General features: G+C 71.6%; 20 protein-coding genes. 8 read left to right on the top strand and 12 right to left on the bottom strand.

The annotated features are described in order from the left end of the window. Positions 1-583 precede the first annotated feature (583 nt). The 11 genes from CNO22_RS15115 to CNO22_RS15065 all read right to left on the bottom strand — a co-directional run bounded on the left by CNO22_RS15115 (position 584) and on the right by CNO22_RS15065 (position 13,274). A complete protein-coding gene (locus CNO22_RS15115; protein ID WP_198588352.1) occupies positions 584-1,495 on the bottom strand; it encodes a DMT family transporter in 912 nt (303 codons plus the stop codon). A 14-nt stretch (positions 1,496-1,509) separates the two neighbouring features. Beyond that, positions 1,510-2,466 carry an alpha/beta fold hydrolase gene (locus tag CNO22_RS15110; RefSeq protein ID WP_100500155.1) on the bottom strand — a complete coding sequence of 319 codons (957 nt, stop codon included), beginning with the start codon at positions 2,464-2,466 and terminating at the stop codon, positions 1,510-1,512. Then, complete coding sequence (locus tag CNO22_RS15105; protein WP_100500154.1) at positions 2,463-3,335, bottom strand: 3-hydroxybutyryl-CoA dehydrogenase; 873 nt, start codon at positions 3,333-3,335, stop codon at positions 2,463-2,465. Before CNO22_RS15105 ends, CNO22_RS15110 begins: the two co-directional genes overlap by 4 nt. After that, the gene (locus CNO22_RS15100) at positions 3,332-4,078 is read right to left on the bottom strand and encodes an enoyl-CoA hydratase/isomerase family protein (RefSeq protein WP_100500153.1); all 747 of its coding nucleotides are present in this window, start codon (positions 4,076-4,078) and stop codon (positions 3,332-3,334) included. Before CNO22_RS15100 ends, CNO22_RS15105 begins: the two co-directional genes overlap by 4 nt. Beyond that, complete coding sequence (locus CNO22_RS15095; protein WP_100500152.1) at positions 4,075-5,247, bottom strand: acyl-CoA dehydrogenase family protein; 1,173 nt, start codon at positions 5,245-5,247, stop codon at positions 4,075-4,077. The genes CNO22_RS15100 and CNO22_RS15095 overlap by 4 nt, the downstream gene beginning before the upstream one ends. 78 nt (positions 5,248-5,325) lie before the next feature. After that, a complete protein-coding gene (locus CNO22_RS15090) occupies positions 5,326-7,419 on the bottom strand; it encodes an acetate--CoA ligase family protein (RefSeq protein WP_100500151.1) in 2,094 nt (697 codons plus the stop codon). Then, complete coding sequence (locus tag CNO22_RS15085) at positions 7,416-8,228, bottom strand: SDR family NAD(P)-dependent oxidoreductase (RefSeq protein WP_100500150.1); 813 nt, start codon at positions 8,226-8,228, stop codon at positions 7,416-7,418. Before CNO22_RS15085 ends, CNO22_RS15090 begins: the two co-directional genes overlap by 4 nt. Next, positions 8,225-10,051 (bottom strand): ABC transporter ATP-binding protein, encoded by a 1,827-nt coding sequence (locus CNO22_RS15080; RefSeq protein WP_100500149.1) that lies wholly within the window; start codon positions 10,049-10,051, stop codon positions 8,225-8,227. The genes CNO22_RS15085 and CNO22_RS15080 overlap by 4 nt, the downstream gene beginning before the upstream one ends. After that, the gene (locus CNO22_RS15075) at positions 10,048-10,950 is read right to left on the bottom strand and encodes an ABC transporter permease (protein WP_100500148.1); all 903 of its coding nucleotides are present in this window, start codon (positions 10,948-10,950) and stop codon (positions 10,048-10,050) included. Before CNO22_RS15075 ends, CNO22_RS15080 begins: the two co-directional genes overlap by 4 nt. Then, entirely contained in the window at positions 10,947-11,888 is a 942-nt protein-coding gene (locus CNO22_RS15070) for an ABC transporter permease (RefSeq protein ID WP_232807055.1), read from the bottom strand. Before CNO22_RS15070 ends, CNO22_RS15075 begins: the two co-directional genes overlap by 4 nt. A 21-nt stretch (positions 11,889-11,909) precedes the next feature. After that, complete coding sequence (locus CNO22_RS15065) at positions 11,910-13,274, bottom strand: ABC transporter substrate-binding protein (protein WP_198588350.1); 1,365 nt, start codon at positions 13,272-13,274, stop codon at positions 11,910-11,912. Positions 13,275-13,712: 438 nt separating this feature from the next. Between CNO22_RS15065 and CNO22_RS15060 the strand changes: the two genes are divergently transcribed. Both CNO22_RS15060 and CNO22_RS15055 read left to right on the top strand, forming a co-directional pair. Continuing rightward, a complete protein-coding gene (locus CNO22_RS15060) occupies positions 13,713-14,345 on the top strand; it encodes a TetR/AcrR family transcriptional regulator (protein ID WP_100500145.1) in 633 nt (210 codons plus the stop codon). Further along, positions 14,342-14,980 carry an NUDIX hydrolase gene (locus tag CNO22_RS15055; RefSeq protein WP_100500144.1) on the top strand — a complete coding sequence of 213 codons (639 nt, stop codon included), beginning with the start codon at positions 14,342-14,344 and terminating at the stop codon, positions 14,978-14,980. Before CNO22_RS15060 ends, CNO22_RS15055 begins: the two co-directional genes overlap by 4 nt. 311 nt (positions 14,981-15,291) lie before the next feature. Here the strand turns inward: CNO22_RS15055 and CNO22_RS15050 are convergent, their stop codons facing one another. Next, complete coding sequence (locus CNO22_RS15050) at positions 15,292-16,806, bottom strand: PucR family transcriptional regulator (protein ID WP_198588349.1); 1,515 nt, start codon at positions 16,804-16,806, stop codon at positions 15,292-15,294. A 96-nt stretch (positions 16,807-16,902) separates the two neighbouring features. Between CNO22_RS15050 and CNO22_RS15045 the strand changes: the two genes are divergently transcribed. From CNO22_RS15045 to CNO22_RS15020, 6 genes are read left to right on the top strand one after another with little or no spacing between them, the layout of a single operon-like run. Then, the gene (locus CNO22_RS15045) at positions 16,903-17,826 is read left to right on the top strand and encodes an oxamate carbamoyltransferase subunit AllH family protein (RefSeq protein ID WP_198588348.1); all 924 of its coding nucleotides are present in this window, start codon (positions 16,903-16,905) and stop codon (positions 17,824-17,826) included. After that, a complete protein-coding gene (locus CNO22_RS15040; RefSeq protein WP_100500141.1) occupies positions 17,823-19,328 on the top strand; it encodes a hypothetical protein in 1,506 nt (501 codons plus the stop codon). Before CNO22_RS15045 ends, CNO22_RS15040 begins: the two co-directional genes overlap by 4 nt. After that, entirely contained in the window at positions 19,325-20,716 is a 1,392-nt protein-coding gene (locus CNO22_RS15035) for a YlbE family protein (RefSeq protein WP_100500140.1), read from the top strand. The genes CNO22_RS15040 and CNO22_RS15035 overlap by 4 nt, the downstream gene beginning before the upstream one ends. Then, entirely contained in the window at positions 20,713-21,705 is a 993-nt protein-coding gene (locus tag CNO22_RS15030; protein WP_100500139.1) for a carbamate kinase, read from the top strand. Before CNO22_RS15035 ends, CNO22_RS15030 begins: the two co-directional genes overlap by 4 nt. 17 nt (positions 21,706-21,722) lie before the next feature. Continuing rightward, positions 21,723-22,415, top strand: a complete 693-nt coding sequence (locus CNO22_RS15025) for a cysteine hydrolase family protein (RefSeq protein WP_198588347.1) — start codon at positions 21,723-21,725, stop codon at positions 22,413-22,415. Between the two features lie 23 nt (positions 22,416-22,438). Beyond that, a complete protein-coding gene (locus tag CNO22_RS15020) occupies positions 22,439-24,367 on the top strand; it encodes an allophanate hydrolase-related protein (protein WP_198588346.1) in 1,929 nt (642 codons plus the stop codon). Positions 24,368-25,114 lie beyond the last annotated feature (747 nt).

Below are 25,114 nucleotides of genomic sequence, written 5' to 3'. Positions count from 1 at the left end.
GACCAGCCCGATGAGCCAGGTGTCCAGGACGGTCGCGAAGTCCTCCTGGAAGATGAAGAAGACCACGACCGCCATGGACAGGACGCCGACCAGCACGCTCAGGCTGCGGCGGGGACCCGGTGAGCGAGATGGCGTGTCGGTGGCCGGGGTTGGAGGGGTCGAGGTCAACGGGCCATGTACTCGGTGTTGCCCACGCCGACGTGCCGACGCACATCGGCAAACCCCCGCTCGATGAGGTCCGCGCCGTCGGCCCCGCCCCCCGTTCCTCTGGCCATCAGGCTTGGAGGAAGAGGTAGATCGCCACCGTGACGCCGAAGGCGACGCGAGGCTCGCCGGCGCGCAGACGGCCAGATAGGGCCACGACACCGGCCCGAACACTCCGAAGACCACCGCAGTGGCGGTTCCGGTTACCAGCGACAGCACGGTCTTGAGCGCGTTGGCCAGCCGCAACTGGCCGGGCAGCCCCACCAGGATCAGGCCGAGCGCTCCGCCGAAGGAGCCGCCGTAGACGGTGCCGGCGAACTGGAGATCACGAGGGACAGCGGCGCAGCCCGGGAACGAGGGACCCGGCAGCCCCCGAGCCCTACTCTTCCCCGCGCTTCCGAACCGGCTCGTCCGGCGTCCTGCGGCGCCGAGGGAGGACGGCGAGCAGCGGCAGCCCGGCGACGGCGACCACCACGAGAGCGATTCCCAGGGCCCGGCCGGCGATGAGCGCCTCGCCGAGAACGGCCGTGCCCACGACCACCGCGATGACCGGCTGCACCGTGTCGACGAGGGCGGTGCGGATGGGACCGAGTCGGCGAAGGCCGGCGTAGAACGCGACCAGTCCCACGGGCACCACGACGAGGCCGTGCGCGAGCACGTACCCCCAGGCCAGCCCGCTGGTCGGGAGGGCGAGTCGCCCGGTGACCGCCGCGGCGGCCAGCGTCGCTGTGGCGGTCCCCGCGAGGATCCAGGCCGAGGCACCCAGCGTGGGCAGGTCCGCGACGAGCGAGGCGACCACGACGACGTAGACGGCGTAGCCGAGCGCAGCCGCGGCTGCGAGCACCACCCCGGTCGGCGCCACCCGCGACGGGCCGGCCGTGACCGCGATGATGGCGATGCCCACCAGGGCCAGGCTGATGAGGATCGCTTCCCCCACGGGCGGCGGACGTCGGCGCCGCACCGCCGTGAGCAGGACGATGATCGCCGGGTAGACGTACACCACCCCAACCGCCACGGCGGTGTCGACCCAATGCAGAGACCCGAAGTACAGCCACAGCTGCGGGCCGAACAGCACGGCACCCAGCCCGGCGAGACGGACGGCCGCTCTGCGCTCGACCCGGGCCTCGCCGAGAGCCCGTGCCGTGACGGCGACGAAGCCAGCGCCGATCGCCGAACGCAGACCGATCAGGGACAGCTCGTCCATCTGCGCCCGGTAGGCGAGCTTGAAGAGAGCCGGCGTGATGCCGTACGCGCATGCCGAGAGCAGCACCAGCGCCAGGCCTGCGAGCACATGCCGGTCCCGGCTCAGGCCCACGCCCATATTCCGAGGACGGCGCCCGACGCGAGCGCATCGGCGGCCGCGTCGGGGGTCAGCAGCTGGGTCTCGCCGTCCCGCCCCACGACCACCCGGTCCCCGAGACAGGCGACGTCGGCCAGGATCTGGTCCCAGTGCCGGTACTGCACGTCGTGACCCTCCCCCCGGTAGAGCCGGAGCGCGCGTACCTGCGGGAGAGCGCCCCGCCACCGCTCCATGTGCTTGGTGGGAACCAGCACGTCCTCGGCCCCCCAGTACAGGAACGCCGGTGCCTGGACCGCGGTCAGGTCGGGAAGCCGGGTGTTCCGGTAGAGGTCGAAGGCGTGCCGGAGGCCGTGCGGTGGCACGTCCCGGCCGTGGGCGAAGACGCTCCGGGTGGCCTCCTCGACGGTGGAATCGACGAAACCGGGGATGCGGTGCACTGGGCTGTCGTCCGGATAGCGCCACCAGGCGACCGGGTCCGCGGCCACCGTCTCCGCGGAGAAGGCGACGTCGTCGGGATGGAGTTGTTCGGCGTAGGTGCACGCCAGATGGAGCGACCGGATGCGGTCGGGCTGAGCCCGGGCGACGTGCGCCGCATAGGGGCCGCCTCCGGAGATCGCGATCAGGGACGCCTGGTCGACGCCGCGCCGGTCCAGCAGCTCCCAGACCGCGGAGGCGTACTCGGCGAAGCCCAGTTCCGGCTGGTAGGGCGTCTGACCGAGCCCGTTGCGTTCCACGGAGATGACGCGGATCTGCAGCTGTTCGCGCAGGGTCCGGGCGAACTCCATCAGTCCGAATCCGCGCACGGTGGTCCCCGCACCGCCGAGGAACACCGCGGTCTGCCAGGCGGGGTCGCCTTCGTCGATGTAGTGGACCGTCCGGCCGTCGGCCAGAACTGCGCGCCGCACGGTGGGGCCGAGCGGGTCGAAGGTGCGCTGGAGCGGTCTGCTGTCGTCTCGGCTCACGTCGGCTGGCCCCCGGTGTAGTCGAAGAAGCCGCGGCCGCACTTGCGCCCGAGCAGGCCGGCCTCGACCATGCGCAGCAGTAGCGGAGGCGGGGCGTACAGCGGTTCCTTGAACTCCTCGTACAGCGAATCGGCCACGTGCAGGGTCGTGTCCAGGCCCACCAGATCGGTCAGCCGCAACGGGCCCATGGGGTGGGCGCATCCCTCGACCATCCCGACGTCGATGTCCTCGGCCGTGGCGAAACCGGACTCGAGCATGCGGATCGCCGAGAGCATGTAGGGCACCAAGAGCGCATTGACGATGAACCCGGCCCGGTCCTGGGACCGGATGACGCGCTTGTCGAGCGCGTCCTCGGCGAAGCGCTGAGCCCGCTCCACCGTGGTCGGCCCGGTCAGCAGCGACGACACCACCTCGACCAGCCGCAGCACCGGGACCGGATTGAAGAAGTGCAACCCGACGACCTGTTCCGGGCGGCCGGTGGCGGCGGCCAGCCGCATGATCGGGATGGAGGACGTGTTCGAGCTCAGGATGGCCTCGGGGTCCTTCACGATCCGGTCGATCGCTCCGAACGCGGCAAGTTTGACGTCCATGATCTCCGGCACGGCCTCGACGACCAGTTCGCGGTCCTCGAACGCTTCGAGCTCGGTGGTGAAGGTCAGCCGCTGGAGGGCGCTGTCGCGCTCGGCGAGCTTGCCGGCAGTGACGGCGCGGTCGAGGGAGCCGGTGAGCCGGCTGCGGCCCCGCGCCAGCGCGTCGGCGTCGGACTCCACGACCACGACCTCGGCGCCGGCCCGTGCGCAGACCTCGGCGATCCCGGCGCCCATGAGCCCGCAGCCGAGAACTCCGACGCGAGTGATGTCGATGGTCATCGCGGGTCCCCCTCGGCACCGGCTCCGCGGTTGAGCGCGGCGTAGGCGAGCTGCTCGATCAACAAGGAGGTGGCGGTGGACGACTCGGCCGCAGCCTGGATGGCGGCCTTGGTCCAGGCCACGGCCAGCGCTGGTTGGCCGGCCAGGTGCGCCGCGCGTTCCAGTGCGACCGGCAGCGCCTGACCGGCGTCGACGACCTCGCGGATGAGGCCGAGGCGGTGTGCCTCCGCCGCCGGGAAGCGGTCGCCCATGAGGACGATGTCCCGGGCGACGGCGGGCCCGACGGCGCGCACGAGGCGGGTGAGGCCGCCGGAGCTGGGCAGGATGCCGAGCCCGACCTCCGGTAACCCGAATTGCGCTGTGGTGTCGGCGATCCGGAGGTCGCAGGCGAGCGCCAGCTCGAAGCCGGCTCCCAGGCAGTAGCCGCTCACCGCCGCGACGGTGGGCTGGGCGAGCCGGGCGACCACCTCGTACAGGGACCCGCTGCCCCGGTAGTAGGCCGCGATCCTCTCGGGCGTCATCTCCGGCAGCTCGAAGGTGTCGGCCCCGGCCGAGAAGGCCCTGAGTGAACCGGTGAAGACCACGGCCCTGCTGTCCCGCACAACGGCGGAACCGACGACGTCCAGCAGCTCCTGCTCCAGGGCCGTGGACAGCGCGTTGAGCTTCGCCGGGCGGTCCAGCTGCACGACCACGACGTCACCGTGGTCGTGCAGCCGGACCAGGCCCGCGGCTGTCGTGCTCACCGACGCACGGCGCCGGCGTAGCTCAGGAGCCCCTCGGCACCCCGCTTGGCGATCTCGTTGCCGACGATGAGGGTCTGGATCTCCGAGGTCCCCTCCCAGATCCGGTCCACCCGCAGCTCCCGCCAGAGCCGCTCCACCGGGTTCTCCCGCATGTAACCGCGGCCGCCGAAGATCTGCAGCGCGTTGTCCACGCAGCGGTTCGACGCCTCGGATGCGCCGAGCTTGATGACGGCGGCCTTGGCGTTGAGCATCTTGCGGTCCATGCCCTGGTCGGCCTCCCAGGCGATCTGGTAGGTCAGCACCCGGTTGGTCATGATGTCGACGGCGTTCTTGGCCAGCATGTTCTGGACCAGCTGGTAGTTCACGATCGGCTGGCCGAACTGCTCCCGCTCCCGGGCCCACTCCGCCGCCAGCAGGGTGGCGCGTTCGGCGGCGCCGATGGTGCGCGCAGCGATCATGATGCGCTCCTCGACGAACCAGTCACGGGTCAGCTCGTAGCCCTGGCCGATCTCGCCGAGGATCTTGTCGGCGCCCACCCGCACGTTGTCGAAGATGAACTCGGGGTGCTCGTAGACGAACGTGTGCGTGTAGCGCGGCACGCGCTTGACGCTGACGCCGGGCAGGTCCTTGTCGATGAGGAACATGGTCGGCGCGCCGTCCACGCTGCACAGCGTGATGATGAAGTCGGCGGCGTCGCCGACCGTGACGAACCACTTCTCGCCGTTGATGACGTAGTCGTTGCCGACCCTGGTGGCGGTGGTCCGGAGGTTCTGCGGGTCCGAGCCGGCCTGCGGCTCGGTGACCGCGACCGCGTCCCGACGCTCACCGCGGATCTCCGGGATGAGGTATTCCTCTCGCTGGGCTGGTGTGCACGCCTTGAGCGCGTTGGCCGGGCGCCACAGGGTGTCCCACAGCGCGCCGGTGAGCTTGCCGACCTCCTCGGAGACGATCGCGTGCTCCAACACCGACAGGCCCGCGCCACCCCACTCCTCCGGCATGTTGATGGCTGCCAGGTCGTGGTCGATGACGGAGTGCTTGATCTTCTCGTGCTGCTCGGCAGTGAGCCCGTTGTTCATCTCGCACTCGAGCTCGTACTGGTACATCTGCTCGGTCCACGAGATCGCACGCTGCTTGAGCTGGATCTGCCGCGGGGTCATCTGGAAGTCCATGGAGGTCGCTTTCTCGTCGTGCCGGGAGGAGTGGTGGTGCAGCTGGTCGGGCTCGGCGGAACCGTGCGGATGGGAAGGTCAGTCGGCCCGCAGGACGATGCGGGCATCCAGGGCGATCGCCCCGTGCGGGGCGGCGGCCACCGGGTTGCACTCGATCTCGGCGATCTCCGGATGAGCGCCGGCCACGGTGGACAGCCGGGCGACCACCTCGGCGACGGCGTCGAGGTCGACCGGCGGCCGTCCGCGCGCACCGGTCAGCAGCGCGGCGCCGCGCAGGGACAGCAGGAGCGCCCTGGCCCCCGCGGCAGTGACAGGGCCGAGGGCACAGCGGACGTCCCGCAGGATCTCGGCGAACACCCCGCCGAGGCCGACGAGGACGATCGGCCCGAACCTCGGATCGCGCCGCACGCCGACCAGGAGCTCGACCGCGGACGTGAGGTCGGCCATCTCCTCGATCGAGCAGCTCGGGGGGCGGAGCCGCTGCTGCACGTCGTCCCATGCGACGAGCAGGGCCTGCTCGTCGGGGATGCCGAGGACCACACCGCCCCGGTCGGACTTGTGCTCGTCCCCGAGCGCCTTGAGCACGAGGGGGAACCGGAGATCAGCGGCGGCGGACAGCAGCTCGTCGCGGGTGGCCACCTCGAGGGCCGGGACGAAGGGGACGCCGGCGTCGGCCAGCAGACGGCGGGAGGCGTGGTACCCGGTGGCCGTCATCGGCGCGACCGCGGGCGGCAGCTCCGGCACGCCGGCGGCCGGTGTGGCCTGCCGGCGGGCGAGCCGCCCCAGCGCCCAGGACGCCTCCTCGATGCCCCGGTAGACCGGGACGCCGCCGGCCCGCAGCGCCGCCGCGGCCGGTGACTGCCAGTTCATCGTCTGCACGACCACGACGGCGGAGCGGCCGGCGGCTAACGCGGCCATCGCCCCGGCGGCCTCGATCTCGCGAGCGGCGAGCTCGGGGCCGTAGGTGCCGTAGCCGCCGAAGTAGCCGCTCAGCAGCGTCGCGTCGATCTCGTCGGCCGATGTCAACCGGTCCAGGACCCTGGGGAAGCAGGAGATGTCCTGCTCGCCGCCACCTGCGACGTCCACCGGGTTGCTCGACGCCGCCGTCGGCGGGAGCTCCGCGGCCACCGCGGCCTGCACCGCGGCGGGGAACTCGACGACGTCCAGGCCGGCAGCCGCGGCGCAGTCGCTGGCGATCGACGCCTGGCCGCCTCCGTCGGCCAGCACGGCGACGCGGGACCCGCGCGGCACCCGGCTGCGGGTCAGTGCCTGCAACAGGTGTGCCATCTGGGCCGGAGAGGAGACCTGTTCCATGCCGGCGGCGCGGCATGCGGCGTCCACGACGATGCCGCTGGAGACCATGGCGCCGGTGTGGGACCTGGCATTGCGCACCGATGCGTCGGTCGCCCCCACGGTCAACAGCACGACCGGCTTGCCCGCGGCCGCGGCGCGCTCCGCCGCCCGCGCCAGCCGTCGCCCGTCCCGGAAGTCCTCGCAGTACAGCGCGATCGCGCGGGTGCCGTCATGGCTGACGTAGGCGTCGACGAGGTCGGCCGCCTCGATGTCCGCCTGGTTCCCCAGGCTGGCGAACCGGGAGATGCCCATCTCGTGATCGACCAGCAGCGTGGCCAGCTCCAGGGCCACGTTGCCACTCTGCGAGATGATGCCGATGTCGCCGACGGGGAAGTCGTTGGACGTCAGAGTCAGCCCGCTGGTGTGGTCCAGGACGCCGAGACAGTTGGGGCCGAGCAGACGTGCGCCAGCGTCGCGCACCTTGGCCGTGATCCGCTGCTGGGTCCGCAGCCCCGCTTCCCCCGACTCCCCCAGCCCGGCGCTGATCCCGACGATGGCGCGGGCGCCGGCGGCGAGGGCGTCGCCGACGGCATCCTCGAAAGCGGCCGCGGGGACGGCGATCACCACGAGCTCCACGGGGCTGCCGACCGCGCTCACGCTGGGCACCGTCGGTCGGCCGAGCACCGTGGGGCGGCTGCGGTTGACCAGGTGCACCGGCCGGTTCCCCTTGAGCGCCTGCACGGCGATCCAGTTGCCGTACTTCCGGGTGTCGTCGCTGGCGCCCACGATCGCCACCGCCCGGGGGCCGAACAACGCGGTCAGATCCGTGTCGGTGGGCTCCGGCGCCGTGTCGGTGCCGGCGGGATCGGTCAGGGTCATTCCAGCTCCTTCGGGGGGACCGGGCGGCCGGACCCCCATGCGTCGGCACCGCCGTCGACGACGACGGTGGTCCCGGTGATGTAGCGGGCGGCAGGTGTGGCCAGGAACGTGATGACGTCGGCGATGTCGTCGGCGCGACCGAGCCGGCCGAGGGGGACGCCCTGCTCCCACTCGCGGATCGCCTCGGCGGAGTACTGCTCGAGGCCCTCGGTGACGATGCTGCCGGGGGCGACCGCGACTGAGCGGATCCCGTAGCGGCTCCACTCCAGGGCCAGCCCGCAGGCGAGGTTCTCGACGGCCGCGCGGGCGGCGGTCGCGTGGACCATGCCAGGGATCCCCCGCCGGGGGGAGAACGCCATGAAGACGATCAGTCCGCGACGGTTGGGGATCATGCTGCGGGTCGCAACCTCGCGGGTCACGTTCCAGACGGCCTCGACGGACAACCGGTGGACCGCGCGCCACCCGCCGACGGAGATCTCCTCGGCGGGTGCCTGGAACTGGCCCCCTGCGTTGTTGACCAGCACGTCCACCCGGCCGTAGGCGGCCAGCGCCTGGTCGACCAGCGCGGACACCTGCTGGGGTTCCCGGACGTCGGCAGTGACGACGAGCGCCTCGCCGCCGGCCTTCTCGACCAGCCTCGCGGTCTCCTCGAGCAGCACGGCACGCCGGCCGGCGAGCACCAGCCGTGCACCGGTCGCGGTCATGGCGACGGCTGTGGACCGACCGATCCCCGTGCCCGCACCGGTGACCAGGACGACCTGACCGGCCAGCGCCTGGGGATGGAAGCTCGGCTTGTCCGGCGAGATCATCGGGCGTCCGAGGTCGCCGTCGAGACCACCGGGGTGTGCAGGCCGGGCGGCAGCTGGAAATTGGGTGTGGCCTGCATGAGGGAGCGGGTGTAGGCGTGCTGGGGCCGGGCGAAGACGTCCTCCACCGCGCCGAGCTCGACGATCCGGCCGGCTTCCAGCACCGCTACCCGCTGGGCGATGTTGCGCACCAGAGCGATGTTGTGCGTGATGAACAGCAGCGTCAGACCCATCCTGGACTGGAGCTGACGCAGCAGCTCGACCAGCGAGGACTGCACCGACACGTCCAGCGCCGAGGTGATCTCGTCACAGACGAGCACCTCGGGTTCGGCTGCCAGTGCCCGCGCGATCGCCACCCGCTGGCGTTCCCCGCCACTGAGCTGGGCCGGGTAGCGATAGGCGTGATCCGGGCGCAACGAGGCCTGCTCCAGGGCGCGCGCGACGACCTCGGCGGGGTCGGCCACCCGGCCGTGCAGGGCCCTCAGCGGCTGCAGGATCAGTTCCCCCACCGTGCGCCGCGGGTTCAGCGACTCGTACGGGTTCTGGAAGATGTACTGGATCCGCCGCCGCTGGTCACGGCTGCGCTTGAAGCTGCTCGCGGGCACTGGGTCCCCATCGAGCAGCAGCTCGCCGGTGAAGTCGGTGTGCAGGCCGGCGATGCAGCGGCTGAGCGTCGTCTTCCCCGAGCCGGACTCACCGAGCAGCGCCACGCACTCACCGGCCTGCACCGACAGGTCGATGTCGCGCAGCACGCGGATGGGGCCGTATCCCGCCTGCAGCGAGCGCACCTCGATCACCGGTTGCCCGGCCGCGGCCGCGCTGACCGGACGCGGCAGCTCCGACACCGACACCGGCGGCAGGCGAAGGTGGGCCTTGTGGCAGCGCACCGTGTGCCGCGGGCCCACGTCGACCGGTGCGGGCGCCTCGGTGGCGTGGTGTTCCTCGGCCATGGGACAGCGCGGCGCGAAGGCGCACCCCGTCGGTCGCGCCAAGGGGGAGGGGGCGTGGCCGGGGATGCCCAGCATGGGGCGACGGGCCTCGAGGTCGGGCACCGCGAGCAGCAGCCGGCGGGTGTAGGGGTGGCGGGGATCGGCGAGGACGTCGGCCGTGTCGCCGATCTCCACGACACGGCCCGAGTACATCACCGCGATCCGGTCGGCGAGCTCGGCGACCACGGCCATGTCATGGCTGATGTACACCGCGGCGCAGCGGTAGTTCAGGCACATGTCGCGGACCGTTCGCAGCACGTGCTCCTGGGTGCTCACGTCGAGTCCCGTCGTCGGCTCGTCCAGGACGATCAGCGCGGGCCGGGCCACGAAGGCCATCGCGATCGCGACCCGCTGTTGCTGTCCGCCGGAGAGCTGGTGCGGGTAGCGCTGGAGGAACGCGTCGTCGTCGGGCAGGGCCACCTCTCGCAGCACCTCGCGGACGCGGCTGAGCACCGTCTCCGCGCTGCCGCTGAGGCACTCCTGGAGCTGAGTGCCGATGCGCAGGGCGGGGTTGAGGGCGGATGCGGGCGACTGCGGGATGTAGGCGACGGTCCGCCCTCGCAACTGGCGGACCGCCCGCCAGTCGAGCTTCGCCAGGTCCTCGTTCCCCACGGTGACGGACCCGTCGTCGACCCGGGTGCCCGACTTGCAGTAGTTGAGCAGCGCCAGGCCGAGCGTGGTCTTGCCGGAGCCGGACTCACCGACGACGCCGAGGATCTCCCCGGGCCGGACCTCGAGGGAAATCTCGTCGATGATCACTGCCATCGAGGGCACGCCGACGATCTTCAACCGGTCGACGACCAGCGTGGGACAGGCGGGGGCGGCCGAGGCGGTCATGCCCGGACCCCCGAGTCGCTGCCGACGGCGGCCTTGGCCAGGCCGTCGGTGACGAGGTTGGTGCCGACGGTGAGGACGGCGATGGCGATGACCGGCAGGATCACCGCCCATGGCTGCACCGTGAGGGCGATGCGGTTCTCGTTGATCATGAGACCCCAGTCCGCGGTGGGCGGCTGCAGCCCCAGGCCCAGGAAGCTCAGGCCGGCGACCAGGCCGATGGAGTAGGTGAGCCGGAGGCCGAACTCGACGGCGAGGGTGCTGCTGATGTTGGGAACGATCTCGCCGAGCATGATCCGCCAGCGTGGGATGCCGACCGATTCGGCGGCCCTCACGAAGTCGCGTTCCACCACCGAGAGGGCCGCCCCCCTGACCACACGCGCCACGCGGGGCAGGTGACCCAGGGCCACCATCAGGACGAGCAGCCAGAGCTTCGGCCCGATGATCGACAGGAACAGCAGGGCGAGCACGATCTGCGGAAAGGCCAGCGCGACGTCGCCGGTGCGCATGAGCACCTCGTCGGCCCACCCGCGGAGGTACGCGGCGATCACGCCGATGGCCGCACCGAGGCCGACGCCGACAGCGGTGGCCAGCAGCGCCAGGACCATCAGGGTTCGTCCCCCGGCGAGGAAGCGGGAGAGCACGTCGCGGCCGAGAATGTCGGTACCGAACGCGGCCGCCTCGGAGCCGGCCGGGGTGAACGGGGGCGCCACGAAGGCGGTCGGTGAGTGCGGGGTCAGGAACGGCCCCAGGAAGGCGACCAGCAGGACCAGCAGGCTGAGCACCAGACCGATCCAGGTGCGCTTGCGCTGGAGGGCCCGGCGCAGCAGTCCGATCTTGCCTTGCACCGGCACGGTCGGCGCCGCTGGGGCCGCGGCGATGTCGACAGGAACTGCGCTCATCGGGCTGTCCTCACCTTCGGGTTGGCAGCGAGCGTGACGACGTCGGCGAGCAGGTTCACCACGACGTAGAACAGGGCGATGGCCAGGACGAGGGCCTGCACCAGGGGGAGGTCGCGGTTGGCCACCGCGTCGATGAGCTGGAACCCGACCCCGGGGAAGCGGAACAGGTACTCGACGATGACGACCCCGCCGACCAGCCAGGCCAGCTGCAATGCGATCACTTGCGCGACCGGGCCGACTGCGTTGGGCAGCGCGTGCCGGATGATGACCGTCCGTTCCGGCACACCCTTGAGCCGGGCTTGCTGGACGTACTCGCTGTCCAGCACCTCCAGCATCGTGGCCCGCATGATCCGCACGATGTACGGCAGGACCGCGAGGACCAGAGTCAGTGCGGGGAGAACCAGCTGTGCCGGGTCGTTCCAGACCTGCTGCCCAGGCGTGCCGACGTAGACAGCCGGCAGCAAGTGGAACAGCCCGGTGGACAGCAGCAGGACCAGCAGGATCCCGACCACGAACTCTGGTAGGGCGGCCAGCACCAGGGTGACGATCCCGGTGGCGTGGTCGACCGCGCTGTCCTTCTTGAGGGCGCTCCAGGTCCCGATCACGATGGCCAGGGGTGTGGCCACGACCGCCGCGGACAGCATCAGGACGCTGGAGTTGACGAGCGTGGGCCCGATCATCCCCGTCACCGGCTGCTTGGCGGCCAGGGACGTGCCCAGATCGAACTGGAGGAGGCTGCCGAGCCAGTTCAGGTACTGGCTCGGCAGCGACCCCTCAAGGTTCAGCTGCTCCCGGAGGGCGGCCAGCCGTTCCGGCGTGGCCTCCCGACCGAGGATCGCGCGAGCCGCGTCACCGGGCAGCGCCTGCGTGGCCAGGAATACCACGAACGAGACGACCAGCAGGGTGACAAGGCCGAACAGGCAGCGCTTGAGCAGCATGCGACGCACGAGGAGCTCCGATCAGTTGTTCAGCCAGACACTGCGGAATCCGAAGGAGGTCAACGGGATCCCGCTCTTGTCCGGCACCAGGCCCTGGACCGCGGCGGTGTGAGCGTCGACGCTGTTGGGGAAGCCCCAGATGATGTAGCCGCCGAGGTCGTACTCGATCTGCTGCGCCTGCGCGATCAGGTCGCAGCGCGCCTCCTCGTCGACGGTCGCGCTCGCCTCCTCCACCAGCGCGGCCCACTCGGGGTTCGACCAGTGGGTCTCGTTGTAGGGAGCGCCCTCCACGCTGCCGGCCGCGGTCTGCGGCAGGTAGTCACGGGTGAACCAGAAGTCCTGCGCGAAGGTCCACTGGAGGTACTGGTCCCCGTAGAACTCGCCCGGGTCGACCTTGCGGACGTCCACCGTGACGCCTGCTTCTTTCGCCTGCTCGGCGAACACCTGAGCGGCCTCCACCAGTCCGGCTGCGACCGGTGAGGTCACCAACTCCACCGTGAGATCGCTCTGGCCGGCCTCGGCGAGCAGCTCCTTGGCACGGTCGATGTCCTGCGTGCGCTGCGGGATGTCGTCCGGGTAGCAGGGGTCGAAGCGGCCATACATGTCGTTGCCGACGGTGCCGTGCCCACCGAGCACCTGCTGCACCATCTCCTCGCGGTCGACCATGAGGCGGAACGCCTCGCGCACCCGCGGGTCGTCGAACGGAGCCTGGTCGATCCGCATGGTGAACGGGATCCACGACCCGGTCTCCGATTCCAGCACCCGCAGGTTTGGGTTCGCCTTGATGACCTCGATCTGGCTCAGAGGCAGCTGGTCGATCGCGTCGACCTGCCCGCCGAGCAGCGCGTTCACCCGCGCGGTGTCGTCGGGGAAGTCGATGATCGTGATCTCGTCCAGGTAGGGCTGCTCAGCCCGCCAGTAGTGCGGGTTGCGTACGAAAGTGCTCTGGGACCCCGGGTCGAAGCTCTGCAACATGAAAGGACCGGAGCCGACCGGCGCGGTGGGGTCGTATCCCTCCGGGACGATGCCGTTGCTGTACTGGGCCACCGCGTCCGGGAACGTGGCGAGCGGCTTGGTGAAGGGGAAGGTGACCGTCCGCGCGTCGGTGGCCGCGAGGCGATCGCGGTCGAGCAGTGCCAGGCCGGCGGCGCCCGACTTCGGGTCTGCCGGGTCGGTGATGCGTCGGAAGGTGAAGACCACGTCCTCGGCGCGGATGGGGCTGCCGTCGCTGAACTTCAGGCCCTCCCGCAAGGTCACCGTCCACGTCGTCGCGTCCTCGGACGGCGTGATGTCCTCGGCCAGCGCCATCTCGAGCTGGTGGTCGGCGTCGTAGGTCGCGAGGGTGTCGTAGAGCTGGATGACCCGGGCCTCGTCCGGGTGCGTCACCGGGCTGTGGGCATCCAGGCTGTCCTTGGCCGAACCTCCGACGATCCCGACACGGAGCGTTCCGCCAGCCTGCGGTGTGCCCGAGTCCTGTGCGCCATCGGTGGACGCCGTTCCTGGCGAGCACGCGGTCGAGGCGAGGAGCATGGCTGCGGCGGCCGCGACGGCTACGACGCCGCGAATCTGCCGCCGGGACGGTCCAAAGATCATGGGCCACCTGCCTGGAGAGGGGGGCGGGAGCGTCACACCAAAGCTGACTGACGCGTCGGTCAGACGTCACCCTGATGGTGGCCCGGCTCACTTGTCAACCCCCGGCTCTCTGCTGGGAGAGCGCGGTCGCAGCACCCCAAAAGCCCATGGAGCGATTGACTCCTCAGTCAGGTCTTCGTCATGCTGGGCGCACTCGCAGCCACCGGCATGCGTGCGACGTGAGGAGCAACCGTGGGGGAAGGCGTCGAGAACCAACGGGGCGAGGAGCGCCGCCAGGCGATCCTTGAGGCGGCCTGGCGACTCGTCGCCGAACGGGGTTACCACCACGTCCGGGTACAGGACATCGCCCGCCTGTGCGGCACGAGCACCGGGGCCGTCCACTACTACTTCCCCGGCAAGGACGACGTCCTGCGGGAAGCGCTGCGCTACAGCGTCGACGCGGCGTTCGCACGGCAGGGCGCCCAGCTCCGCCCCATCAAGGACGCGCGCAAGCGGCTCCTGGCCCTGATCGAGATGCAGTTGCCCGTCGGCGGCCAGATCCGCGACGAGTGGTCGATCTGGCTACAGTTCTGGGCAGAGGCCGCACTCAATCCCCCGCTGCGTGCGATGCACAACGCCTTCTACGCCCGTTGGATCGAGACCGTTGTCCGTATCGTGCGCCGCGGCCAGGAACAGGGCATCTTTCGCGACGTCGATCCGGCGCTGTTCGCCCGTCACCTGACGTCGGCCACAGACGGCGCGGCGATCCAGGTGCTCACCGGTGCTCCCGGCATGACCATCGACAAGATGCGCGAGCTGCTCGTGGGCATAGTCGACCGTGAGCTCAGCCTGGACCCCGACGCTCTCGCGGGTGCCGGCCGATGACCGCGCACCTCGCTGGCACGGTCGGTGACGTCGCCTCCTGGCGCGGGCACATTCGCGAGCGTCTGACCGCCTGGGAGCGGACGGAGGCCACCCGCGCCCCTTCCGCACGGCGAGCGGCCGTCGCCGTGACTCTGCTCGACCGCCGTCACGAGGCCCATGTCTTGCTCATCAAGCGGGTGCGGCGTGGCCTGAACCCCGGCCAGTGGGCCCTCCCCGGAGGAAAGGTCGACGGGGACGAGCACGTCAGCGGCACCGCGCTGCGCGAACTGGGCGAGGAGACGGGTGTGCACGGCTCCGCTGGCGATGTCCTCGGCCTTCTTGACGACTTCGTGACCTCGAGCGGATACGTCATCACGCCGGTAGTCGTCGCCCCGCCCGGCGATCAGCGCCCCGTCCGACAACCGTCCGAAATCGCTTCGCTGCACCCTGTTCCCGTCACTCGACTGCTAGCTCCCGGCGTTCCCCGGTGGCGGAAGACCCCGTCCGGGGGCCTCGTGTTACAGATGCCGCTGCGCCATGACATGGTCGTCCACGCGCCGACCGGAGCGATCCTGTGGCAGTTCGCCGAGGTCGCCCTGCGGGGCAACCCCCGGCGGGTCACGGACGCCCTGGAACCGGACTTCACCGCTCACTGACGACCGGGAGCTAACGTGCACCGCCGGCTTTCCCGTCAGACTCCGGGCGCCCGAGGGATGCAGCGGCCTTGAGAGCTGGTTCGTCAGCCTCCGGCTCCCAATCGCCGTGATCTGGGATCGGACCTCGGGCACGTACCCCTGGAGGAGGACCAGTGCAGCCTGCGCCTCGGCGGTCTTCTCGACGTAGTACTCGATGTCCTTCTCGTTCATCCGGACGTTGAACGCGCGATGCTCGGCATCCGGCCACCCAGCAGGCTCCTGTGCCATGCCCGTCGGCGTGGGGCGTGCTGCGTGAACCAGCAAGAGCCCGGCTACAGCAGCGTGCGCACCTCGAGCGCGAGGGCCAGCCTCAACCGGGCGCGCGGGTCGTGCAGGTCTGCTCCGGTCAGGTCGGCAATACGGGACAGCCGGTGCTTGACCGTGTTGTAGTGGACGAACAGCCGCCGCGCGGCCTCTGCGCCGTTGCCCACGCCCAAGTAGGCCGCCAGCGTGGCGCACAGATCGCCGCCCACCTCCGCGTCGTGCGCCATCAGGGAACCGATCTCCCGCTGCACGAACTCCTGGAGCAGAACGGTCGGGACGGCGAGCAGCAGGCGCTCCAGCATCAGCTCGTCGTTGCGGACGACGTCCCGCCCTGTCGACCGTGCGATGCGCAGCGCTTCACGAGCCGACGTGTGGCTCGCCGCGAGGTCCTGCGGCCCCTGGGCGGTCGAGCCCACGGCAACGACCACGCGGTCCGGCCCGAGCTCGAGCAGGGCCTGGCGCCACCGATCCTCCAGCGCCTGACGGGCGGGTGAGCGCCCTCGGTCCGGTCGCCGGTCCTCGACCGGCACCACGGCCACGACCTCCTGCCCGCGCGACCACACCAGCGAGCCTGCGGGCAGCGCCCGCTGGGCCGCGCCGGTGATCTCCGCATCGGACAGCTCCGCGGAGCACCGGGCCAGGAGCACGGCGTGCTCTCCTGTGAGGTCCCAGCCGAACAGCCGGGACCGTTGGCGGAGCATGGGCTCGTCGATGCTGGGCCCGGTCACCAGCTCCTCCAGGAAGAGCACCCGCAGCCGCCGGTCCAGCTCAAGGCTGGCCATGGCTTGGGCGATGTGCATGCCCGCCGCGAAGCACGACTGGCGGACCAACCGCCGCTGTCCCAGCGTCGGCTCGCCGGCCCCCCCGACCAGGATTCGCCCACGCTGGGCACCGGCGACCGTGATCGAGAAGGTCCAGGGCTTCGCCGGCTCCCGCCCGTCAGCCGAGTCGTCGTCCGGCCGGTTGCGGGGCGTTCCCTGCCCGAGCACGACGTCCTCCTGGTCGACGATCGTCACCTCGCGGTCGAGAGTCACCGCCAGGGTGCGGGCGATCTCCTCGAGGCCCCCGCCGGTGAGCGCCACCCCGGTCAACCGCTCGCGGATGACCTCCGCGCCACCGGGATCGGCACCGTACTCCGCCAGCACGACGGCGAGCACGGCGCCGATGACCTCGTTGAACGAGGTCCGGTCCGGCAGAACGAGCACGGGGAACCGCAGGCGGTCGGCCTCGCTGACGAGCCGGTCGGGCAGTCGCTCGAGGTACCTGAGCGGTTTGATCGCCAGCGCGGCCAGCCCCCGGGCGGCCAGGGCCGGCAGCATCTCGACCAGCCGCTCCGGGCGCTCGTGGACGGGGTAGCCGGTGGTCAGCAGCAGCTCCCCCTCCTCGACGTAGGACTCGATGTCGGGGACCTCCATGACGTTCGCCCCGGACACCACGCGGTCCAGCCCATCCTCACCGGCGAGTACATATGCCCCGTTCAGCGGCGCCAGGGTCATGACCTCCCGCACGGTCACCGTGCTCACACCGACCTCCTCCTGTCCGAAAAGGACATCTGCCTGCCGAAATCCGGTCCGATCCGGACGCTGCCAACCGGACCCCGCCGTGCCTAGATTCGCACCGTGCCGAGCGTGCATCTCGCGGCTCCCCAGCGGGTCCGCGTCCCGACCGGCCCCCGCCCGTGGGCGGTGGCGCGGGCCTGGTGCATCGTCCATGTCGGACAGTCCGCCATCATCCTCTCCGCTGGGTCTGACGACGCGGCCGCACGCCTGATGGCGCTGACGTCCCGGCGGCGCGGCCTCGTGGCGGGCGGGGTCTGCGTGCCGGACGACGACGACTTCGGCGCGCTCGCCCGCCGGCTGGGCGCGACGACGGGATCCGCTGCTCTCGACGTGAACCTGGACGCATGGTCGGCCATCCCCGCGGCCGCGATCGCCACGGTCGATCTGCAGATCGGGCCGATCGCCGTCCGCCCGGAGGCGGTGGAGCTGTTCACGGCCCTGCTCCGGGCCGAGAACGGGGCTGCCCCGGCCGGCGCAGCCATGGACCCCCGACCGGTGCGCGCGCTGGCCGGACCGCTGTCGCGCGCCGCGCTCGCCCGCGACGACCGGCGCATCGCACGCCTGCTCTCCCGCCTGGTCGGCGTCGGCCCCGGCGCGACACCCGCCGGTGACGACGTGATCGTCGGCGTCCTCGCCGGGCTCGACGCGGCGGCCGGGTCGCTCGTCGACGAGGCAGTCACCCGCGTCGCGCGAGACGCACTCGGTGCCCGGCTGCGCCCCCTGCTCGCCCGGACGACGGCAATCGCCCGGCACGACCTGACCGCGGCGCTCGCCGGGCAGTACGCCGAGCACGTGCAGCGGACGGTGGCCGCGCTGGCCGATCCGGCGGCGGTGCCCGCTGCCGTGGCCGCCGCCCGCGGCTGGGGAGCCACCTCCGGCATCGACCTCGCCACCGGGACGTCGTCCGCGCTGGCCCGGCTGCTGCGCCGACCGGACCACCAGGCCCCCTCGACCCCAGACCCCGAACACAGGAGGAGCGCATGAGCTCACCCGACACCGAGACGCTGCAGGCCAAGGTCTTCCCTCGCCTGTACCGGGACTCGGTCGCCCTGATGGCGCTCGCGTCGAGCATCGAGAAGCGGGAGGGGGTGGTCCGCGCCGGAGCCGTGATGGCCACCCCGGGCAACCTGGAGATCCTGGGTCGCTCGGCGATGCTGCCGCCCGACCTGACCGCCGCCCCCGACGACCTCGTGCTCGTCGTCCGCGCGCAGGACGAACAGACGGCGAGCGACGCCCTGGAGGCGGCCACCGCTGGCCTCACCGCCACCGAGCAGAGCGGCGGCCCGAGGGAAGAGGTGGCCCCGCAGACGGTGCGGGAGGGGCTGGCCGCCGCGGCGGACGCCACGCTCGTCACCGTCTCGACCCCGGGCCCCTACGCGCCTGCCGTGGTCGAGTCAGCGCTCCGCCGCGGGCTGCACGTCTTCTGCTTCTCCGACAACGTGCCGCTGGCCGACGAGGTGCGGCTCAAGCGGCTGGCGGTCGACCGGCGGCTGCTGCTCATGGGGCCGGACTGCGGCACGGCGATCCTCGACGGCGTCCCGCTGGGCTTCGCCAACGTCGTGCACCCCGGGCCGGTCGCAATCGTCGCCGCCTCCGGCACCGGCGCGCAGGAGGTGTCCTGCCTGCTGGACGACGCCGGCACGGGCATCTCCCAGCTGATCGGCGTCGGCGGCCGGGACCTCTCGGCGGATGTCGGCGGCCTCATGACCGAGCTGGCGCTGGACCTGGTCGCGACGGACGACGCCAGCGAGATCGTCGTCCTGGTCTCCAAGCCGCCGGCCCCCGAGGTCGCCGACCGGCTGCTGGCCCGGCTCGCCGGGCTCGGCAAGCCGGTGGTGGCCTGCCTGCTCGGCGCAGAGGACGCGGACGGGCCGGTCGTCGTGCGCGGCACGCTGGAGGGCGGGGCCGCCGCGGCGGCCGCGCTCGCCGGCACGCCCCTGGCCATCGCGGACGTCGCCGTCGACGAGGACGCGGCGGCGCCGCTGTCCGGTGGCGTCCTCGGTCTCTACACCGGCGGAACGCTCGCCTCGGAGACGAAGGTGGTGCTCGGCCGGGCCGGCGTGCCCGCCGAGGTGCTGGACCTCGGGGACGACGAGTACACCGCCGGCCGTCCGCACCCCATGATCGACCCGTCGGCGCGGGTCGACCGGGTCGCCCGGGCCGGCGCCGACCCCGACGTCGCGTTGGTGCTCGTGGACCTCGTCCTCGGGCACGGCGCGAGCCCCGATCCGGCCACGCCGCTGGCCGAGGCGGTGCGCGGGGCCCGCGGCGCCGCGGCCGCGGACGGCCGCGAGCTCGTCGTCGCCGGGTCCGTGTGCGGCACTGCCGCCGACCCGCAGGACATCGAGGCGCAGCGGCGCATCCTGCGGGAGGCCGGCGTCGTCCTGTACCCGTCGAACGCCGCCGCGGCCCGCTACGCCGTCGTTCGTGCCACCGGCTCGCTGCCCACCGACCCCACCCTGCTGCACCGTCAGGAGACCGCATGATCACCGGAGGTGTCCGGGTTCTCAACGCCGGGCTGCCGCTCATCGTCGAGGGCGTGCCCGCCGCCGACGTCGTCCAGCTCGACTGGCGCCCGCCGGCATTCGGCGACGCCGACCTGGCCCGCCTGGCGACCGGTCTGGACGACGAGGTGACCGAGCAGGCCAATGCGCGTGCCGTCGCCGCCGTCCACGCCGTCCGCCCGCGGCTGGTGCGGGTCCGCCCGGCCCGCGAGGTGGTCCCGGGCATCGCCGACGGGAGGACGCTCCTCCACGCCGGCCCGCCGATCGAGGTGGCGCGCATGTGCGGCCCGATGCTCGGCGCCCTGATCGGTGCCGCGCTGTTCGAGGGCTGGGCCTCGGACGCCGAGGACGCCGAGGCGCGGCTGCGCTCCGGGCAGATTGCCGTTTCCCCCTGCCACCACGCCAGTGCGGTCGGGCCGATGGCCGGCGTCCTGGCGCCGTCCATGCCGGTGTTCGTCGTCGAGGACGGCGACCGCCAGGCCTTCGCCTCGCTGAACGAAGGGCTGGGCAAGGTGCTGCGCTTCGGCGCCTTCGACGACGAGGTCATCACCCGCCTGGCGTGGATGCGCGACGTCCTCGGCCCGGTGTTCGACGAAGCCCTCCGTGGCGGGGGGCCGGTCGACGTGACGGCCCTGTTCAGCCAGGCGCTGGCGATGGGCGACGAGGGGCACAACCGCAACGTGGCCGCCACGAGCCTGCTGACCCGTCGCCTGGCCCCGGTCCTCGCCGGGCTTCCGAGCGGCATCGAGGTGCTGGAGTTCCTCGCCGGCAACGACCACTTTGCGCTCAACCTGTCGATGGCGGGGGCGAAGCTGGCCCTCGACGCGGCGGTCGGGATCGAGCACTCGACGCTGGTCACGGCCATGGCGCGCAACGGCGTCGAGTTCGGCCTCCGGGTGGCCGGCACGGGCGAGCGGTGGTTCACGGCTCCCGTCGGCCCGGCGGACGGGCTGTTCTTCCCCGGCTACGGCATCGAGGACGCCAACCCCGACCTCGGCGACTCCGCGATCACCGAGACCCTCGGCATCGGCGGCTTCGCGATGGCGGCCTCGCCGGCGATCACCCGGTTCGTCGGGGGCACGCCGGACGACGCCCTCGCCACCACCCGATCGATGCGGCGCATCACGCTCGCGCCACACCCTGCCTTCCCGCTGCCCCCGCTGAACTTCGCTGGAAGCCCGAGTGGGATCGACGTGCTGCGGGTGCTCGACACCGGCGTCCTGCCCGTGATCAACACCGGCATCGCGCACAAGCAGGCGGGGGTGGGCCAGATCGGGGCGGGCATCGTCAGCGCACCCGCGGAGGTCTTCGGGCAGGCCGTGGTCGCGCTGCACGAGGCGCGGCAGGCACGAGGGGACGGCGCCCGGTGAACCGCACCGCACTGGTGGCCATCGGCGGCAACGCGCTGGTGATCGACGGCGAGCCGGGCTCGGTCCCGCTGCAGCAGGAGCGGGCCGCCGCCTTCGCCGACCAGATCGCCGACCTCGTGGCCGACGGCTGGACGGTGCTGGTGAGCCACGGCAACGGGCCCCAAGTCGGATTCATCCTGCGCCGGGGCGAGCTGGTGGCCCCGGAGGCCGGCATCGAGGGCCTGCCCGACCTGCCGCTGTGGCTCGCCGTCGCCGACTCGCAGGGCGGGATCGGGCACCTGCTCGCGGTGGCGATCGACACGGCGCTGGAGCGCCGCGGTCTGACCACGCGCGCCGTGGGAGTGCTGACCCACGCGGAGATCGACCCGGCCGACCCGGCCTTCTCCGCGCCGGCCAAGCCCATCGGATCGGCCATGACGGCCCAGGTCGCGCGGCTGCGCACGTCGCAGGAAGGGTGGTCGGTGGCCGAGACGTCGGCGGGTGTCTTCCGCCGCGTGGTGCCCAGCCCGCATCCGCAGCGGATCCTGGAGGCCGACCAGATCCGCGGGCTGGCGACCCTCGGGGCCGTCGTCATCGCCGCCGGCGGTGGGGGCATCCCCGTCGTCCGGACCGAGCAGGGGTGGCAGAGTGTGGACGCGGTCATCGACAAGGACCGCGCCTCCGCCGTCCTGGCCGCCACGGTCGACGTCGACACGCTGGTGCTCGTGACCGGCGTGGACCAGGTGTTCGTCGGCTTCGGCACCCCCGACCAGCGCGCCCTGGCTGAGGTGAGCGCGACCGAGATGCGCGGACACCTCGAAGCCGGCGAGTTCCCGCCCGGGTCGATGGGCCCGAAGGTCGAGTCGGCGCTGAAGTTCCTGTCCAACGGCGGGCACCGCGCCGTCATCACGTCCCTGCCGCGGTTGCGCGAGGCCCTCGCCGGCGAGGCCGGGACGCACATCACCACATGCGACGGGGATCCCGCCGCGTCCCCGGGAGCCGCCCGGTGAGTCATCAGGAGAACTCCATGATCAAGGTCCAGGCTGAACCGCATCCGTTCGTGTTCGATCCCGGGCACGTCGCCCTGCTGTGCATCGACTTCCAGCGGGACTTCCTCGAGGCCGGCGGCTTCGGGGAGTCGCTGGGCAACGACGTCTCCCGGCTGCGCAGCGCCATCGCGCCGACCCAGGCAGTGCTGTCGGCGTTCCGGGAGCGCGGCTGGACGGTCATCCACACGCGGGAGGGGCACCGCCCCGACCTCACCGATCTGTTTCCGGCCAAGCGCGACCGCGGCAACCCGTCGCTGCGAATCGGCGAGGAGGGCCCGATGGGCCGGCTGCTCGTCCGCGGCTCGGCCGGTCACGAGATCGTGCCGGAGCTGGCCCCGCAGCCGGCTGAGGTGGTGCTGGACAAGCCCGGCAAGGGCTCGTTCTACGCCACGGACCTGGAGACGATCCTACGGGCCCGCGGCATCACCTCGCTCGTGGTCACCGGCGTGACCACGGAGGTGTGCGTGCAGTCAACGGTGCGGGAGGCCAACGACCGCGGCTTCGAGTCGCTCGTCCTGTCCGACTGCACCGGGTCCTACTTCCCGGAGTTCCACGCCGCCGCGCTGGCGATGTTCGCCGCCCAGGGCGGCATCGTCGGCTGGGTCGGCACGTCCGCCGACCTGCTGGACGCGCTGGAGCAGTCCTCCGTACGGACGGAGAACCCGGAATGAGCGGGAAGCGCGGAGCGACGGCCATGAGCGCGGGCGCGCCCAAGTGGTGGGTGAAGGGCGACTGGAACGGTCTGTTCGGCCTCGGCACCAACGTGCTGCTGAACGTGATCGTGCTGACGGGGCTGTGCCTGGCCGTGGTGCAGATCCCGGCCGACACGGTGTACGGGCGCATCCTGCCCGCGCTGGGCATCGCCCTGCCCCTGGGCAACATCTGGTACGCGTTCCTGGCCCGGCGGCTGGCCAAGCGCGAGGGGCGCGGCGACGTGACCGCGCTGCCCTACGGGCCGAGCGTGCCGCATACGTTCATCGTGGTGTTCGTCGTCATGCTGCCGGTGCTGCTGGCCACCGGGGATGCGCTCACCGCGTGGCGGGCGGGCCTGGCGTGGGCGTTCATCATCGGCTGCATCGTGCTGCTCGGCGCGGTCTTCGGTCCGTGGATCCGCCGGTGGACGCCGCGGGCGGCGCTGCTCGGCGCACTCGCGGGCATCTCGATCACCTTCATCTCGATGAGCCCGGCCGCCCAGATGTGGCAGGCGCCGTGGATCGCGTTCATCGCGCTGGCGTTCATCCTGGTCGGCTGGCTGGGCAGCCGGAAGATGCCGTTCGACGCCCCGGTGGGGCTGCTCGCCGTCCTGGTCGCCACGGCGGTGGCCTGGATCGGCGTGCTGGCCGGTTGGTCGGGGATCCTGCAGCCAAGCGCGGTCGCCGAGTCGATCTCCGACCTCGCGCTGCGGCTGCCGTTCCCGTCCGGCGACGTCCTGACCGGCCTGCAGGACATCGCTCCGCTGCTGGCCTCGGCCATCCCGCTCGGTATCTACAACTTCACCGAGGGCATGACCAACGTCGAGTCGGCGGCCGCGGCCGGTGACCGCTACTCGGTCCGCCAGGTGCTCTCGGCCGACGGGCTGGGCGCGGTGATCGGTTCGTTCCTGGGCTCACCGTTCCCGCCGGCGGTCTACATCGGCCACCCCGGCTGGAAGCAGGTCGGCGGGCGGATCGGGTACTCGCTGGTCACCGGGATCGTGGTCGCCGTCGTCTGCTTCACCGGGCTGGTCGGCACGTTCCTGGCGGTCTTCCCGATGCAGGCGCTGGTGCCCGTGCTGCTCTACATCGGCCTCGTCATCGGCGCGCAGGCGTTCAACGTGAGCGCGCGCCGGTACGCACCGGCCATCGTGCTCGCGATGCTGCCCAGCCTCGCGGAGTGGGCGACCGGGCAGATCGACAATGCGCTGGCTGCGGCGGGCACGGATGCCGCCACCGTCGGCGTCGCCACCCTGGTCGACAACGGCGTGGTCTACGACGGGCTCAAGCTGCTGGGCCAGGGGGCCGTGCTCGTCGGCATCGTGCTCGGGGCCATCGCCTGCTTCGTGATCGACCGCAAGATGTACGCGGCGGCGATCACCGCAGCGGTCGGGGCGGCGCTGTCGTTCGTCGGCCTGATCAACGCCTACGAAGTGGGGTTCAACGCCTCGCCGGGAGTCACCCTGGGATACGCGTTCCTCGCCCTGATCCTCGCCGCCTTCGGCTGGCGGGGGCGCAAGGAGGACGACGGGGTGCTGGACGACGAGCTGCTGTTCGTCAACGGCACCCTCATGCGGGGCCTGGAGCTGCACGCCAACCTGGCCGGCGCGGAGCTGCTGGAGGAGACGGCGACCGCGCCCAAGTACCGGGTGCACACCATCGGCGACGTGCACCCAGGCATGTACCGGGTCAACGACGGCGAGCAGGGTGCGTCGATCTCCGGCGAGCTGTACCACGTGCCGCTCGACGTGCTGCTGAAGGTCATCGAGGGCGAGCCGCCGGGCCTGTACCGGGGTCCGGTCGAACTCATCGACGGCCGCGTCGTGCCGGGCATCCTCTACGCCCGGGAGATGGCCGAGGAGCACCCGGACATCACTGAGCACGGCGGCTGGCGGCAGTACCGAGCCACCGTGGCGCCGTCCGCGCACTGAGCTGGTCCTTGCAAGACGGGGCCCCGGCAGCGTTGCTGCCGGGGCCCGGCCGTGGTGACGTGGGGCGGCACGGCGTCTGAGCGGCCCACCTTCCCCGGTCAGGAACGGACGCCGTGAGTAGACCCGCCGTACCGTTCGCCGAGACCTCGTCTGCGGCTCCCATATCGACACCCACACCCGAGCGCCGACCAAACGAAGCAGTACTACGCGTCCACAGCGACTGGCCACGGTTCGCTCTCTATTGCCAATCCGCCATCCCGCAGGCTGTCGGGTAGCCCGGGGGAATTTCACCCCCGGGCTCCCACAGAACGGAGCGTGACAGTCTCCCGTCACTCCGCTCTTCTCATCGCAATCCGGCGAATGTGCGGACCCAGCGCCAGCGTGCGAACAGTTCGGGATCTCGATCGATGATCCCGAACCACCACGCCTTGAAACGACGATAGGAACGCAGCCGTTTGTACTTTCGGCCAGCCCAACGCATCAGGTAGGTGTTGATGCGCTGGAGGAGGGGCGAGAGCTCACGCTAATCGCCTTTCCTGAGCTGCTTCCGTCGTCCTGACGCTGTCAGGGAGGTCGTCGAGAAGCTCGGCTGCGTCCAGGTAGCGCCTGGCCGGCTAGCGTTGCAGGCAGCGGTCGACTAAAGATCATTAACCCGGATCTTTCACGGCGATGATCGTTTGTGTCGTCGTCGGGGTTCTTGGCCCGCGCGGGCGTGAGACTGGCATGAGGGTGTGACGGTTCGCCCGG

Origin of the sequence: Geodermatophilus chilensis (assembly GCF_002802985.1) — a bacterium.
Taxonomy (GTDB): Bacteria; Actinomycetota; Actinomycetes; order Mycobacteriales; family Geodermatophilaceae; genus Geodermatophilus; species Geodermatophilus chilensis.
Note: the sequence above shows the minus strand (reverse complement) of the source record. Positions and strands in the feature narration are given on the sequence as shown.

What these genes read in the sequence shown, in the direction of transcription:
- CNO22_RS15070 (WP_232807055.1), bottom strand. Translation starts at nt 11,888, where the DNA reads ATGCTGCTCAAGCGCTGCCTGTTCGGCCTTGTCACCCTGCTGGTCGTC.
- CNO22_RS15020 (WP_198588346.1), top strand. Translation starts at nt 22,439, where the DNA reads ATGAGCGCGGGCGCGCCCAAGTGGTGGGTGAAGGGCGACTGGAACGGT.
- CNO22_RS15035 (WP_100500140.1), top strand. Translation starts at nt 19,325, where the DNA reads ATGATCACCGGAGGTGTCCGGGTTCTCAACGCCGGGCTGCCGCTCATC.
- CNO22_RS15025 (WP_198588347.1), top strand. Translation starts at nt 21,723, where the DNA reads ATGATCAAGGTCCAGGCTGAACCGCATCCGTTCGTGTTCGATCCCGGG.
- CNO22_RS15095 (WP_100500152.1), bottom strand. Translation starts at nt 5,247, where the DNA reads ATGGACTTCCAGATGACCCCGCGGCAGATCCAGCTCAAGCAGCGTGCG.
- CNO22_RS15040 (WP_100500141.1), top strand. Translation starts at nt 17,823, where the DNA reads ATGAGCTCACCCGACACCGAGACGCTGCAGGCCAAGGTCTTCCCTCGC.
- CNO22_RS15105 (WP_100500154.1), bottom strand. Translation starts at nt 3,335, where the DNA reads ATGACCATCGACATCACTCGCGTCGGAGTTCTCGGCTGCGGGCTCATG.
- CNO22_RS15080 (WP_100500149.1), bottom strand. Translation starts at nt 10,051, where the DNA reads ATGACCGCCTCGGCCGCCCCCGCCTGTCCCACGCTGGTCGTCGACCGG.
- CNO22_RS15085 (WP_100500150.1), bottom strand. Translation starts at nt 8,228, where the DNA reads ATGATCTCGCCGGACAAGCCGAGCTTCCATCCCCAGGCGCTGGCCGGT.
- CNO22_RS15090 (WP_100500151.1), bottom strand. Translation starts at nt 7,419, where the DNA reads ATGACCCTGACCGATCCCGCCGGCACCGACACGGCGCCGGAGCCCACC.
- CNO22_RS15075 (WP_100500148.1), bottom strand. Translation starts at nt 10,950, where the DNA reads ATGAGCGCAGTTCCTGTCGACATCGCCGCGGCCCCAGCGGCGCCGACC.
- CNO22_RS15055 (WP_100500144.1), top strand. Translation starts at nt 14,342, where the DNA reads ATGACCGCGCACCTCGCTGGCACGGTCGGTGACGTCGCCTCCTGGCGC.